Origin of the sequence: Salinicola sp. LHM (assembly GCF_034479735.1) — a bacterium.
Taxonomy (GTDB): domain Bacteria; phylum Pseudomonadota; class Gammaproteobacteria; order Pseudomonadales; family Halomonadaceae; genus Salinicola; species Salinicola salarius.
Map to the genome: position 1 here is coordinate 3,355,542 of NZ_CP140261.1, position 13,370 is coordinate 3,368,911.

Sequence of the window (13,370 nt, forward strand, 5' to 3'; positions counted from 1 at the left end):
CGCAAACGCGTCCGTCTAAAAGATCATATTGCAACGACACGTCGTGGTTAATTTACGACAAAGCAATCAAGCCATCCGAGATTTCGACCAACTTACGCCAATGAAGAAAAAACAATACGAAACCTCGACCTCTCGATGCCGTTAATGGCGTTCGTCATTGCTGATAATTCATCGACTGGCGTTCGTCATATTAACGTTCTAATAATGAACGCATACTTTATAAGCTGGCTTCCTTAATGCATCATTCCGCTCCAGCACGCGTGCTGACACGATTAACCTCGAGTCCGCAGCCACCTCTCTGGACGCTCCACCAACAGGATTCCGATCATGCCCGAAACGCAACGGCCGAATTATCGCAGCGCGCTTGTCGTCGTCACGACGATCTTTTTCATGTGGGGTTTCATTACCTGTCTCAACGACATTCTGATTCCTCACCTGAAAGCGGTCTTCTCGCTGAACTACACCCAGACCATGCTGATCCAGTTCACCTTCTTCGGCGCCTATTTCATCATGTCGCTACCGATGGGCAAGGTACTGGCCAAGGTCGGCTACAAGAATGCCATCAGTCTCGGGCTTCTCGTCGCGGCCGTGGGGGCGGTAATGTTCTACCCGGCCGCCCGGGCGCCCTCCTACCCGCTGTTTCTCACCGCGCTGTTCGTGCTGGCCAGCGGCGTCACCATGCTGCAGGTCGCAGCCAACCCTTATGTCAGCCTGCTGGGGCCGGAGGGCTCCGCTTCCAGCCGGCTCAACCTGGCGCAGGCGTTCAATTCGCTGGGCACGACGCTGGCGCCCTATTTTGGCGGCATGCTGATTCTGGGAGCGGCGGTACTGGGCGCCAGCGAGCTGGCCGACATGTCCGCCGCCGATCGGATGGCCTATAAGGTCGAGCAGGCCCAGAGTGTGCAGCTGCCCTACCTGCTGCTGGCTGCCGTGCTCGCGATCCTCGCAGTGGTGGTCTATCTGTGGAAGCTGCCCAACTTCAAGGAGCAGGCCAGCGACGACAGCCCGACCGAGAACGTCACCGCCGCCCAGGCCTTGCGCCACCCGCACGTGCTGTTCGGCGTGATCGGCATCTTTGCCTATGTCGGCGCCGAGGTCTCCATAGGCAGTTTCATGATCAACTATCTGTCGCTGCCGGAGATCGGCAACATGAGTGAAAGCAGCGCTGCCAGCTATGTCGCCTACTACTGGGGCGGCGCCATGATCGGCCGTTTCATCGGCTCGGCGTTGATGCAGAGATTCCGCCCCAGCCTGCTGCTGGGCCTGTTCGCCATCGTCGCGGCGCTGCTGGTGCTGACCACCATGCTGACCTCCGGCCACATCGCGATGTGGAGCATCGTCGCCATCGGGTTGTTCAACTCGATCATGTTCCCGACCATCTTCACGCTGGGGATCGCCAAGCTCGGCCCGCTGACCAGCAAGGCCTCCAGCCTGCTGATCATGGCCATCGTCGGCGGCGCCATTCTCCCTGTCGCCCAGGGCGCGATCGCCGACACGGTCGGCATCCATCACGCCTTCGTGCTGCCGCTGATCTGCTACCTGTTCATCGCCTTCTATGGCTTCCGCGGCTCCCGGGTCATCAACCCGCACCCCTCGGTCCAGGCTGAAGCCAAGACCGCTTCGTAACGCTTCGGCAGTAAACCAGAAACGCCCCTCCATGGAGGGGCGTTTCTGGTCACTCAGTCTACCGACACGCTACTGCCGTCGGTATTTCCCGCTCAGCTTTCCGGATAATCGGTCGCTTCGCCTACCGCGCGCCACTCGCGAATTTCCGCCAGTGTCTCCTCAAGGTTTTCGATCACCTTGTCGACGCCCCAAGCGCCCAGCACCAGGTGGCGTGGCGGCTGGGGATGCGCCACCAGATCGATCATCGCCTGGGCGGCGCGCACCGGATCACCCGGCTGCTTGCCGCTATTGCCGCTGGTACCTTCCATACGCGCCTTGACCGTATCGGCGTAGTCGTCGATCCGGCTCGGCGTCTGCTGCAGGGAGCGGCCGGCCCAGTCGGTGCGAAACGGCCCCGGCTCGACACAGGTGACACGAATACCCAGCGGCTCGACCTCTGTCTTGAGCGAGTCGGACCATCCTTCCACCGCATGTTTGCTGGCGGCGTAATAGCCCGAACCCGGAAAGCCGATGAAGCCCGCCACCGAACTGATGTTGATGACGTGACCAGCGCGGCGTTCGCGCATGCCGGGCAATACCGCTCGCGTCATCGCGAACAGGCCAAAGACGTTGGCCTCGAACTGATCGCGAATGGCCGAATCCTCGCCCTCCTCGCAGGAAGCCTGATAACCGTAGCCGGCATTGTTGACCAGTACATCAATCCGCCCGAACTTGGCCTCGGCGGCATCGACGGCCTTGCGAATCTGCGCGTCGTCGGTGACATCCAATGCCTGCGCAAGTGCGCGATCTTCGACGCCTTCGACCAGATCGGCCACGCGCTCCCGGGAACGCGCCGTCACGATGACTTTCCCGCCCTGTTCGATAATCAGTTTCGCCAATTCGCGGCCGAAGCCGGTGGAACACCCGGTGATAAGCCACACGGGAGAATTGGGCATGGACATGAAACACCTCCTTTAGACACGACGCCGAAGAATGAAAACGCCACTGACAGAACGGCGTCGTCGATGAACGTGAATTCCCAGCGTAGACGATACCGCAGCGATTGGCGCCTGCGCGCTGCCATCCGCGCCGATGTCGAAGCATCAGCACGTTCCGCGACCTTAGTCGCAAGCACCTTGAAAGTCAGACAACTGAATCGGGATAATCGATTAGCGAGCAAAAAATAGACGCGTTATCGATTCGCCTGCTTTCTTAGACGCCGGACTCCACGCCCTGTCAGGGGCTTCCGGATCGATTTTCCTGCCCAGGTTGGATGCTCACTGCCTCGTCTACCCGCGTGGCCTTGGACGGTATCGCGTCAACGAAACGAACAAGGACAACCATTGCCTTTCACCCGCCGGACGGCCTCCACCATCGATAGCCGGGATGACGACGCATGACGCAGGTCGAGCAGTTCTTCGAGCGCTACGGCCCGCGCTACAAGCTCTGGGTCACGCTTACCGTCATGCTGGGCCTGGTAGCTCTGGGCATGTCGATCACCATCGTCAACGTGGCCATCCCTTACATCAAGGGGGCGTTCGGCATGAGCGACTCCCAGGTCCAGTGGCTTTCCACTGGATTTCTGGCGTCGACGACCGTATCGCTGCTGGTGGCGCCATGGCTGGTTGCCGCCGTCGGCCAACGAGCGACTTTCATCGGGTTGCTGCTGGCCTTCATCGCCGCCTCGATCCTGGGGGGATTGGGTCAGGGCATGGCCGCGCTGGTCGCTGCCAGGATCGTTCAAGGCGGCATGACCGGGCTGATCCGGCCGGTGGCGATGCAGGCGCTGTTCGCGGCCTATCCGCCCGAAGGTCGCGGCATGGCGACCGCCATGTACGGCATGTGTCTGGGTTTGCCGTTGACGCTGGCCACCGTAATCGGCGGCTGGCTGGTGGAGCATTTCACCTGGCGCTACGTCTTCTTCGTGACCCTGCCGATCTGCGCGGCGGCCATTGTGATGGGCTTCTTCTTCCTGCCATCGCGGGAACACAAAGGACCGCGCCCGCCGTTCGACTGGGCCGGTGTCGTGCTGCTGTTCGTCGCCGTCTTCTCGCTGCTGGCGGCGCTCTCCAACGGTCAACGCTGGGGCTGGTACGACCCGCGCGTGTCGGAACTGGTTCTGCTGGCCACGCTCTGCGGCGCCGGCTTCGTCGCCTGGCAGAACCGGATCTCTCATCCGCTTCTGGATCTCGCGATCTTCGGCCACCGCACCTTCGTCGTCGGCACGCTGGCGATGGGCCTGTTCGGCGGTACCTTCTACGGCATCATGTACCTGCTGCCCCAGTTCGTGCAGGCGGTGCTGCACTACAGTCCCATTACCGCAGGCAAGATATTCCTGCCCTCGACGCTGGTCCTCGCCGTGCTGGTACCCCTGGTCGGCTGGCTAAGCGACCGCTATCCACCGCACTGGATCACCCTGCCGGGGCTGGCCTGTGCGCTGCTCTCGGTGTGGTTGATGGCGCAGATGGACTGGAACACCTCGTTTTTCTATCTCGCCATGGCCATGGCCGTGCTATCGGTCGGCATGGCCGCGTTCCCGCCGCCGACGTTGTCCAACGCCATCGCGGGCTTGCCCGGCCATCTCACCGGCCATGGCTCGGGTGCGATCAACTTCGCTCTGCAACTGGGCGGCGCTCTGGGCACGGCAGGCCTGGTCATTCTTCTGGATCGACAGACCGCCTTTCACGGCCAATACCTGAACGCCGGCGTCAATGCCGACAACGCCATCGCTCGGCAGCAGTTGGGCCAGTTATCCGAACTGGTCGGCCGCCTGGGAGTGCCCGATACCCAGCAGCAGGCGATGGCCGGTTATCTGATGGGTCGCATCGAGTCGATCTGGGCCTCGATCCTCGCCTATCAGGATGGCTTCTGGATTCTGATCGGTAGCCTGTTTCTCGTCGTCGTGCCCTCGCTGTTGCTCAGCCGTTGGCGGGGCCTGCCTCGCACCTGATTCCGTTCACTCGATCATCGAAGGACCCGTTTGCGCCATGACCGCTGACTCAGCTCGACCCGCCAAGCGCCGCCTGCCACGCAGCGGCAAACTGTTGATACTCGCCATCGTCGTGGTGCTGTGTCTGATCTGGATCGGCCTGGCCATCGCCCATCGCCTGTCGCACGTCAGCGCCCAGGATGCGCGCGTGATGGCCGATCAGGTGACCGTCAGCAGCCGGTTGGGCGGCTGGGTAACGACGTTCGAGTTGACCGAGGGCGATACGCTGCATCGCGGTGATGCCGTGGCGACCCTCTACGACAAGCCGGATCAGCGCAAGCTTGAGGCGTTGACGGCCAACGTGGCCACGCAACAGGCGCGGCTGGATTACGAGAGAGCGCGGCTGTCGATGGCCGAGAAGCAGCTCAAAGGTGGCATGAACCTGACGCACCGCCAGCTCGAGGCCAGCAAGGCCGCCGAGAAGGCCTCTCAAGCACGGCTGACCCAGGCCGAGCGGGACTTCCGGCGTTCCGATACGCTGTATAAGAAGCACTCCGTTTCCGAACAGCGCCGTGATCAGGACTACTACGCTTACCAGGCAGCGCTCGCCGAACATGCCCAGGCCCAGCAGGAGGTTCAGGTCAGCCAGGCACTAGCCGACAATGCTCAGGTCGGCTTCATCAATGGCTCGCAGATGCCGCTGCCCAATCCGAACGTACTGCGCCAGCAGGTGCAGATTGCCCGCCAGGAGCTGGCCGAAGCCGAGGCGAAACTGGAGCAGGAGCAGCTTCGCATCGCCGATCTGCAGATCGACAGCCCGATCGACGGCGTGATCAACAAGACGCTGATCGATCAGGGCGAGTACGTCAGTGCCGGCCAGCCGATCCTGATGATGCACGACCCCTCGAAGCTGTGGGTGGAGGCCAACGTCAAGGAAACCGACATCGGCGCGCTACGCGTCGGCCAGCCCGTCGCTATCACCGTCGACGCCTTTCCCGATCAGACCTTCAGCGGTCATGTCGCCGTCATCGGTCGTGCCGCCACCAGCCAGTTCGCGCTGTTACCGGACCCCAACCCCTCAGGCAACTTCACCAAGATCACCCAGCGAATTCCCGTGCGCATCCGTTTCGACGATGGCCCCATCGATCTCATTGGCCCCGGCATGATGGTCGAGGTAGACATCGATATCAGCGGTGACGGCGAATCCCGGCCGACTTCTCGACCCGATACCGATTCGGCGAGCTGATCACGTCGAGACGTTGGGCTGGCCCCGCAGCGCCCGACAGTGGCGCTGCGCCGATTCCTCGATGACATGCTTGGCATCGATCAGAATTTCGCGACCCCAGAAAGCGGAGTAAGCGCTGTCGAACGCTATCGGCCTGAGACGCTGTGCAATGCTCTCGACCGTTCCCGCGTCCAGCGGAATGTTGTTGGGATAGGACCACATGAACGATGCCATGCGGTCCGGCGTGATCAGTAGCGTATCGCCGGTCAGTAGTATTTCGTGCTCGGGCCAGTGCAGCACGCTGGCACCGGGGAAATGACCGCCCAGTCGATATACGTCGATACCGGGCAGTATCTCGCGTGACTCCCCTTCCCAGAACTCGATGCGCGCATCCGGCACGGTGACCCAGTCACGATCCGCCGCGTGAACGTAAACGGGGCAGTCGAACGCCTGCCCCCACTCTGCCATGGTACTGAAGTAGTGTGGATGCGACAGCACGATGGCATCGAGCCCGCCGAGCCCTTCGATGATTTCGATGGTGGCCTCGTCGAGCAGCGTCAGGCAGTCCCACAGCACATTGCCGGCTGGCGTGCGCAACAAAAAGGCGCGCTGGCCGATGGCGAAATGGGGAACCGTGCCGATGGCGGTCAAGCCCGGCGCCATATGACGGAACAGGTTGCTGTGACCGGCCGCCAGCTCACTCGGCGTCGTCCACTGCTGCCCCTCGATGGGCACGTACTGGCGTTCGTCCTCGCAGATCGCGCAGTGCTCCGGCGGTGACTCGCTAGAAGGATATTGCACACCGCAGGTGGCGCAGATAAAACCGTGATTACGCATTTCGACCTCCTTGATGAAAGACGCTCCCTCGTCCCTGTTCAACGTGGCTGGAAGTGAACGGCACCCGCCGCTCGCCTCCGCGAATCAGATTCGGATGTCCGAAGGTCCGCGGATCTCGGCTTCGATACGCGTGCCGGTCTCTCGCTCTTCGTTGGAAAAGCCGTCGAAATTCGCCAGCTCGCCGAAATCGAGCTGCGTCAGCGTCTCGATACGTGCCACGCTGCGCTGGTAGGTCTTGTACTGCCCGAACATGAAGCCTAGCTGGTCCAGGTCATCGGCCTGTTCGATCATGTAGGCCGTGGCCGAGGGCCGCTCGTCCTCACCCATGAACGCCACCACTTTCCAGTAGGCTTCGGGGATCTGGACGCCGCGATATCGGCGGTCGCCTTCTCTAAACACCGGCCCGGTGAAGACGCTGATGCGCTGACGGTCCGCTCTGGCGTGCTCGAGCAGATAATCCTCCAGTCCCAGCCACGTCTGCTGATTGAAGCCAGCCATCTGCGGCGTGCAGTTGGTGAAGTGGAAGGTATCGGCATTGGCCTGCTCGGCGTCGCTGCCCCAGTTGGCCGAGGTCCGGCGCACCAGATGCCCGCGATCCAGTGGATTGCGGGCATAAAGCGATTCGCCAACTTGCCGATCTTCCGCCAGCCGCGGATCGAACCGCCAGTCGTCATTCTCTCGCGGCACGTCGACCAGCTCACGTCCGTCGAGATTGAGCGCAGTGAAAATCGCCAGCCTTCGCGAGCGAGACATCACGATGGAGAAGTGGGTGTAATCGAGGCTGCCTTCCTCGCTACCGGCCACTGGCGTTACATCCTCGAAGAGATCGCCCACGGGCGCTGGCAGGGGAACGACGATCTTGCTCAGAAAGTTTTTGTCGTAGCCCTGACGATTAGCCAATTCCTCGAGGGATGTCGCCTGCGCTCGCGGGTGGTCAAATGCCGCCGTCGGCGTGAAAGGTCGCTTATCGACCAGCCGACGCATGTCGCGCAACCGGGGACGATCATTGACTTGGCTCATTCGGGTTCTCCTGGCCAACCACAATTCATCGGGCATTGCCGTCAGCCTGTCAGCGGATCGTTACCACACGCTGACAGGCCCGGGGAACATGACCTACTTCCAGAAATTGCTCTTCATCAGATCGACCACATCGCTCATGCGACCGTTGAGCACCGCCTTGCCCGAGTAGAGCGCGGTGGAGGTCACCTGCCCCGGCTCGACCTTGGGCGGCATCACCAGCTCCATGCGATTGACCTTGACATCGAGAATCGCCGGCCCCGGATGGGCCAGCCATTCGGCAATGGCGTGCTTGAGTTCGTGCTCCTGCTCGACCCGCCGACCCCACAGACCGATGGAGTGAGCCAGCAGCCCGAAGTCCGGATTCTCCAGATCGGTGTAGCTGTCGAGCAGGCCGTCGACCTTCTGCTCCAGCTCGACGAAGCCCAGCGAGCTGTTATTGAAGACGACGATCTTGAGCGGAATCTTCTCCTGCTTCAGCGTCAGCAGATCGCCCATCAGCATGGTCATGCCGCCATCGCCGCACATGGCGATGACCTGACGCCCGGGGAACGCCTTCTGTATGCCGATCGCCTGGGGATAGGCATTGGCCATGGTGCCGTGGACGAGGCTCGACAGCGTGCGGCGCTTCCCGTTGGTACGAATGTGCCGAAGCATCCAAACCATCGGGCTGCCGGCATCGGCGGTGAAGATGGCATCGTCGTGGGCGGCTTCGTCGAGCGCCAGCGTCAGTTCCTGCGGATGGATCAGCCCGTCGTCGCTGGACTCGTGCGCATCGCGCTCCAGTGCCTTGTGATAGCTCTTGCGGCACCGCTCCAGCCATTTCGTGTCGCTATGCTCGTCGACGATCTGGGCGAGCGCAGCACAGGTATCGCGCACGCTGCCGAGCAGGCCGACGTCGACGGGATGTCGCTTGCCGATCTGCTGCGGATCGATATCGACCTGAATGATCGTCGCTTTCTCCGGGTAGAACTGGGTCCAGGCGAAGCTGCAGCCCAGCAGCAGCAAGGTGTCGCACTCGGCAACGGCATGGTAACCGCCGGCCAGCCCGAAGACGCCGGTCATGCCGACCTCGAACGGGTTGTCTGGCTCGATGAAATCCTTGGCCCTCGAGGTCCACGCCACGGGCGCCTTCAGCTTGGCCGCCAGCGCCATCACCTCATTGCGCGCGTGCTGACAGCCGGAGCCCGCGAAAATGGATATCTTGCCGCCGGCGTTGAGCGCCTTGATGGCCGGCACCAGTTCCTCGGCGCTCGGACGAGCGATCGGATCGAAACGATGCACCCGATAGGGCAGATCCTGGCTCGGTTTCTGCGTGAACAGGTCCCCATGCACGATCAGCACCGCCACGCCGTTCTTCGACAACGCCGCCTGTGCTGCCAACGCTGTCATCCTACGCGCCTGGTCGGGGTTGATGATCGTCTCGCAGAAGACGCTGTACTGCTCGTAGATCGGCTTGGGGTCGACATCCTGCGGGAAGCCGATGCCGGTATCGGCGGTGCCGACCTGAGAAGCGATCAACACTACCGGCGAACCGCTGCGATGGGCTTCGAACAGCCCGTTGACGAAGTGCAGCGTTCCCGGACCGCAGGTACCGGCGCACAGCGCCAGCTCCCGGGTCATGTAGGCTTCGCCACCGGCGGCGAAACCGCCGACCTCCTCGTGGCGGACATGCACCCATTCGAGATCGCTGCGCCGGATCGCGTCGGTAAAATGATTGATGGTGTCGCCAACCACGCCATAGCAGCGCTTGGCGCCCGCCTCGGCAAGCGTTTCGACAATGATTTCAGCGACATTCTGATGACTCATGATGCGACTCCTTTCGCGGCAACGAAAGCCAGCAGCGCCATACTCACGGTTCGTGCATGGTCTCCGGCAGTCGATGCCATAGCGGCCCGATGAACTGGGATGAAAGACAACTGAACGGCGACTCACTCTCGCGGCGCTCTCCTCAAGCGTAGCTGGCCGCTCGGATTTTACCGTCCGATCGAATTGACAGGCGGATCGAGTTTGCCAATCGAGTGCATCCGTCGCTCAAAGAGCCATCGAAGGCCTCCAGCGGTTTCTCGTCACCAGAGTCGTAGCGGACCCAGAGTCGTAGCGGACATTGCCACGCGCCTGGTCTGATCACGCACTACGTACAGGGCTCCATCGTTCCCGCGCTTGAAGGCAGGCACGATACCTATCGAGCCATGAGGGAACAGGCGACGGCGACCTTGCGACATCCTCGCATGGCCGGACGGGACAACCTGGGTTACAGGGCTCAATGAATACAGAGCGAAGAACGCGTCGATATGCAGATCGACACGATGCAGACCGCCATGACCTTCGATGGCAAACGCAGGATATGGGCCGGATTCATCCCGCTTCGAGATATTCGTCAGTGACGGAGCGCCTTTTGCCCTGTGCCATCAGTGGCGCCTGACGACCAGGGCAACAAACGCAAAATCCCCGATCGAATCATTCGACCGGGGATTCCTTGGCACGAACTCTCTACTCGAGGTGGCGATGCCTGTTCGGGTCAGTGGTGTGACTTCGCCACGGGATGGCGCGGCTTCACGGAATACCGGCGTTTACGCCACGGCCTGTGCTCAGTCAAAGGTGACGATCTCGACCCAGTTGGCGTTTTTGCCGGTTGGCGCTTCGTCGACCCGGGTCAGCTCTCCTGTCTGCGGTGCAATTCGGTAGAGGCCCACCTCATCGTCGAGCTGTCCTGAGACGACCATGAAGCGCCCGCTCGGGTCGATGTTGAAACCGCGCGGCTGTTTCTCTACCTCGGTGGTGCGCAGGAACGTCAATTTGCCGCTATCCGGATCAGCCTCGAAGGCACTGATGCGGCTGCGCGTACGCTCGCTGATATAGACGAAGCGGCCGTCCGGCGTCGTGTGGATGTCCGCCGCCCAGATACGTGGCGTGTCGTCACCGGCGGGAATGTCCTCGCGGGCCATGCCGCGAATCAGCTTCGAGGACGCTGGAACGCCCGTTGCCGTGCCCAGTGCGGTGAGCTGACCGCTCTGCTCGTCGTAGGCGTAAGTCGTGACTGCACCGGAAAATTCCCCCAATACATAGACGAAGCGTCCATCGGGCGAGAACACGAAGTGACGCGGCCCGGTCTGAGACGGGGTCGACACCGCGGCCGACGACAACGGGGACAGCTTTCCGCTTGCGCCATCGAAGCGGTACTGCACGAGCTGGTCCTCGCCCAGGTTGGTGGCGTAGGCGAAACGACCGTCAGGCGAGGCGTGCATGGCGTGCGCGCGCTGGCCCGTCGGCAGCGTCGCCTGAGCATCACCGATCACGCCCTGTGCATCGACAGGACTGACGCTGAGCAGATCATCGCTATAGGAGGCGGCAAACAGGTAGCGACCGCTGGGGTCGACGTCCACGTTCGCCATGCTGGCCGGCAGAGAACCCGCGCCCTGACGGCTCAACTCGCCGTTGGTGGGGTCGAGACGAAAGCTCACTACCTGGGGAGGTTCATTGCGCAGCGTCGCATAGAGATGAAGATGATCGGGACTCAACGCCAACGGCATGACCTCGCCACCTGTCGGTGTCTTCGCCAGCGGCTCCAGCGCTCCCCGGTCGCGATCCAGGGAGTAGCTGGAGATGACGCCATCGCCCGCGTTCGAGACATAGACGTAAGTCGCCGCCTGAGCGGCAACCCCATGCAGCGTCAAACAAAATCCGGCAGTTAGTGCAGCGAGCGTCGTCCGAGTCATTGGGTTCCATCCGTTCGGGTTGAATGTTTCGTCTATTCATTCAAGCTCAATTGTCATACAAACCCTATGCCCCTTTGGTTGAGACAAGCGAGTCGAGCCAACTTGCAATCGTGTCGCTACAACTTCTGCGCGGGATCGGGCACGCGCGGAAACCGCGGCGGATGGGCTTTCATGTAGGCGTGACAGGCTCGCAGGACGCGGACATCATCGTGCTTGCCACCGGCGAGCTGGAACCCCACCGGCAGGCCGGATTCGGTGAAACCGCAGGGAACGGACGCCGCCGGCTGCTGGCTCAGGTTGAACGGATAGGAGAATGGCGCCCACTCTTCCCAGTCGCGCATGCCGCTGCCGGGCGGGACTTCGTGACCCGCCTCGAACGGCTCGATCGGTACGGTCGGCGTCATCAACAGATGATAATCCTGATTGAAGCGCTCCAGGCCCTCGGTGAAATTGGCTCGGCGACCCAGCGCCTGGAACAGGTCGAGCGCGCTCCACTGCTGCGCGGTACGCGCATTGGCAACGAGGCCCGGATCGAGCTGTTCGCGCTGCCGGTCGCTGCATTTCGACCAGAAATCCAGCGACGCGGTAAACCAGAGCTTCTGGAAGATATCGATCGGCGACTCGAACCCCGGGTGAATCTCCTCGATCTCGGCGCCAAGCTGCTCGAGATTGCGAGCCGCTTCGCGCACGCGAGCGGCGACCTGGTCATCGACCTCGGCATAGCCCAAGGTCGGCGAGTAGGCGATGCGCAGCCCGCGCAGATCCTTGCCGAGATCGGCCCCCCAATCCTTCGGCTGGCCCCGCGTGGCGTAAGGGTCACGATAGTCGTAGCGCCCGATCACGTTGAGCATGCGCACCGCGTCGTCGACGCTGCGAGTCAACGGGCCGATATGAGAGAGCGAAGGTTCTGTCGCCGGCGGCCATTGCGGGGTCCAGCCGTAGGTGGGCTTGAAGCCGAAGACGCCGGTGAACGCGGCGGGAATGCGGATCGAGCCGCCGGAGTCGCCCCCCTGATGCAGCACGCCCATGTTGAGCGCGGCAGCGGCAGCGGCCCCGCCGGAGGAGCCGCCCGGCGTCAGGCGCGTATCCCAGGGATTGTAGCTCGCACCGAACACCCGGTTGTCGGTCACCGCTTTCCAGCCGAACTCCGGCGTGTTGGTCTTGCCGAGAATCACCGCCCCGGCTTCGCGGAGCATGCGGGCCGGCGGGCAGTCTTCCTCGCAGAGCGATTCCGATGTGGTCAGCGAGCCGCCACGCGCCGGCATGCCGGCCACCTCGGCCAGATCCTTCATCGAGACGGGAATGCCGTCGATGGCGCTCAGCGGCTTGCCCTGCCCCCAGCGCCTGGCAGAAGCCTTGGCCGCCTTCTCGGCCCCCTCGCGGTCGACATGAACGTAGGCGTTCACGGCGTCGTTGAAGCGGTCGATACGGTCGAGCGCCGCCCGCGTCGCCTCCAGCGGCGAAGCCTCGCCGGTTCGATAGAGCTGCTCGAGTTTTCCAGCGTCCAGATTGCCAAGGTCGGTGTCGCTCACGATTCCTCCACGTCCTGTGGTACGAGTTTCATGTCGCCAAGGTTAGTCGGCGTCCTGAAAGACGCGCAACGTCGCTACCGGAAGGATGACGACTTTCAGCACGTCAGAAATCGTGCTCGGCCTCGGATGGAGAGGGCGATGCGGCGTTCATGCGCTGCAGATGCAGGCGCCGAAGCAGGCGAATGACCGGACGAATCAACATCTCGATACTGCCGATCACGAACAGCCAGGTACCGGCATAAGTCAGGGAGTCGTAGAAGAAGAAAATGCTGCCGATCACGAACCAGATACCGATCAGAATATCGTTGACGATGCTCACGACTTCATAGCGCTGGCGAATGACCAGCTCATCCCGGCCGAAGTGAAGAGTCAGTGGTTCATTGGTGCTGTTTGAATGGGCGTCACGCTGTCGTGTCCTCTCGTTCATGTCACTTTCGCTCCCTTCGAGATTGATCACGACATTCTGGTCCAGCCCACCGTGCTCCGCAAAGGCAGCGCCCGGCTCG

At 62.2% G+C, this 13,370-nt stretch carries 10 protein-coding genes; 3 read left to right on the top strand and 7 right to left on the bottom strand.

Annotated features, from left to right (window positions below):
* The first annotated feature begins 327 nt into the window (after positions 1 to 327).
* Positions 328 to 1,626 carry an L-fucose:H+ symporter permease gene (gene fucP, locus R5R73_RS15275; RefSeq protein ID WP_322527960.1) on the top strand — a complete coding sequence of 433 codons (1,299 nt, stop codon included), beginning with the start codon at positions 328 to 330 and terminating at the stop codon, positions 1,624 to 1,626.
* Between the two features lie 92 nt (positions 1,627 to 1,718).
* Here the strand turns inward: fucP and R5R73_RS15280 are convergent, their stop codons facing one another.
* Positions 1,719 to 2,567 (bottom strand): oxidoreductase, encoded by an 849-nt coding sequence (locus R5R73_RS15280; protein WP_071230632.1) that lies wholly within the window; start codon positions 2,565 to 2,567, stop codon positions 1,719 to 1,721.
* Between the two features lie 434 nt (positions 2,568 to 3,001).
* Between R5R73_RS15280 and R5R73_RS15285 the strand changes: the two genes are divergently transcribed.
* Positions 3,002 to 4,555: a DHA2 family efflux MFS transporter permease subunit gene (locus R5R73_RS15285; protein WP_071230631.1), complete on the top strand. Its 1,554-nt coding sequence runs from the start codon at positions 3,002 to 3,004 to the stop codon at positions 4,553 to 4,555.
* Between the two features lie 37 nt (positions 4,556 to 4,592).
* Entirely contained in the window at positions 4,593 to 5,780 is a 1,188-nt protein-coding gene (locus R5R73_RS15290) for an HlyD family secretion protein (RefSeq protein ID WP_071230630.1), read from the top strand.
* Here R5R73_RS15290 and R5R73_RS15295 read toward each other — a convergent pair whose 3' ends face one another.
* The 6 genes from R5R73_RS15295 to R5R73_RS15320 all read right to left on the bottom strand — a co-directional run bounded on the left by R5R73_RS15295 (position 5,781) and on the right by R5R73_RS15320 (position 13,291).
* A complete protein-coding gene (locus tag R5R73_RS15295) occupies positions 5,781 to 6,596 on the bottom strand; it encodes an MBL fold metallo-hydrolase (RefSeq protein WP_071230629.1) in 816 nt (271 codons plus the stop codon).
* Positions 6,597 to 6,680: 84 nt separating this feature from the next.
* The gene (locus R5R73_RS15300; protein WP_210766246.1) at positions 6,681 to 7,616 is read right to left on the bottom strand and encodes a DNA/RNA non-specific endonuclease; all 936 of its coding nucleotides are present in this window, start codon (positions 7,614 to 7,616) and stop codon (positions 6,681 to 6,683) included.
* Between the two features lie 93 nt (positions 7,617 to 7,709).
* Entirely contained in the window at positions 7,710 to 9,422 is a 1,713-nt protein-coding gene (locus R5R73_RS15305) for a thiamine pyrophosphate-dependent enzyme (protein ID WP_071230627.1), read from the bottom strand.
* Positions 9,423 to 10,204: 782 nt separating this feature from the next.
* Positions 10,205 to 11,332 carry a lactonase family protein gene (locus R5R73_RS15310; protein ID WP_071230626.1) on the bottom strand — a complete coding sequence of 376 codons (1,128 nt, stop codon included), beginning with the start codon at positions 11,330 to 11,332 and terminating at the stop codon, positions 10,205 to 10,207.
* Positions 11,333 to 11,448: 116 nt separating this feature from the next.
* Positions 11,449 to 12,864, bottom strand: a complete 1,416-nt coding sequence (locus R5R73_RS15315; RefSeq protein ID WP_322527961.1) for an amidase — start codon at positions 12,862 to 12,864, stop codon at positions 11,449 to 11,451.
* A gap of 103 nt (positions 12,865 to 12,967) precedes the next feature.
* Complete coding sequence (locus R5R73_RS15320) at positions 12,968 to 13,291, bottom strand: YrhK family protein (protein WP_322527962.1); 324 nt, start codon at positions 13,289 to 13,291, stop codon at positions 12,968 to 12,970.
* Positions 13,292 to 13,370: the final 79 nt, after the last annotated feature.

Coding starts and splice junctions, on each gene's coding strand:
- R5R73_RS15300 (WP_210766246.1), bottom strand. CDS start 7,616: ATGAGCCAAGTCAATGATCGTCCCCGGTTGCGCGACATGCGTCGGCTG.
- fucP (WP_322527960.1), top strand. CDS start 328: ATGCCCGAAACGCAACGGCCGAATTATCGCAGCGCGCTTGTCGTCGTC.
- R5R73_RS15320 (WP_322527962.1), bottom strand. CDS start 13,291: ATGAACGAGAGGACACGACAGCGTGACGCCCATTCAAACAGCACCAAT.
- R5R73_RS15285 (WP_071230631.1), top strand. CDS start 3,002: ATGACGCAGGTCGAGCAGTTCTTCGAGCGCTACGGCCCGCGCTACAAG.
- R5R73_RS15280 (WP_071230632.1), bottom strand. CDS start 2,567: ATGTCCATGCCCAATTCTCCCGTGTGGCTTATCACCGGGTGTTCCACC.
- R5R73_RS15310 (WP_071230626.1), bottom strand. CDS start 11,332: ATGACTCGGACGACGCTCGCTGCACTAACTGCCGGATTTTGTTTGACG.
- R5R73_RS15290 (WP_071230630.1), top strand. CDS start 4,593: ATGACCGCTGACTCAGCTCGACCCGCCAAGCGCCGCCTGCCACGCAGC.
- R5R73_RS15305 (WP_071230627.1), bottom strand. CDS start 9,422: ATGAGTCATCAGAATGTCGCTGAAATCATTGTCGAAACGCTTGCCGAG.
- R5R73_RS15295 (WP_071230629.1), bottom strand. CDS start 6,596: ATGCGTAATCACGGTTTTATCTGCGCCACCTGCGGTGTGCAATATCCT.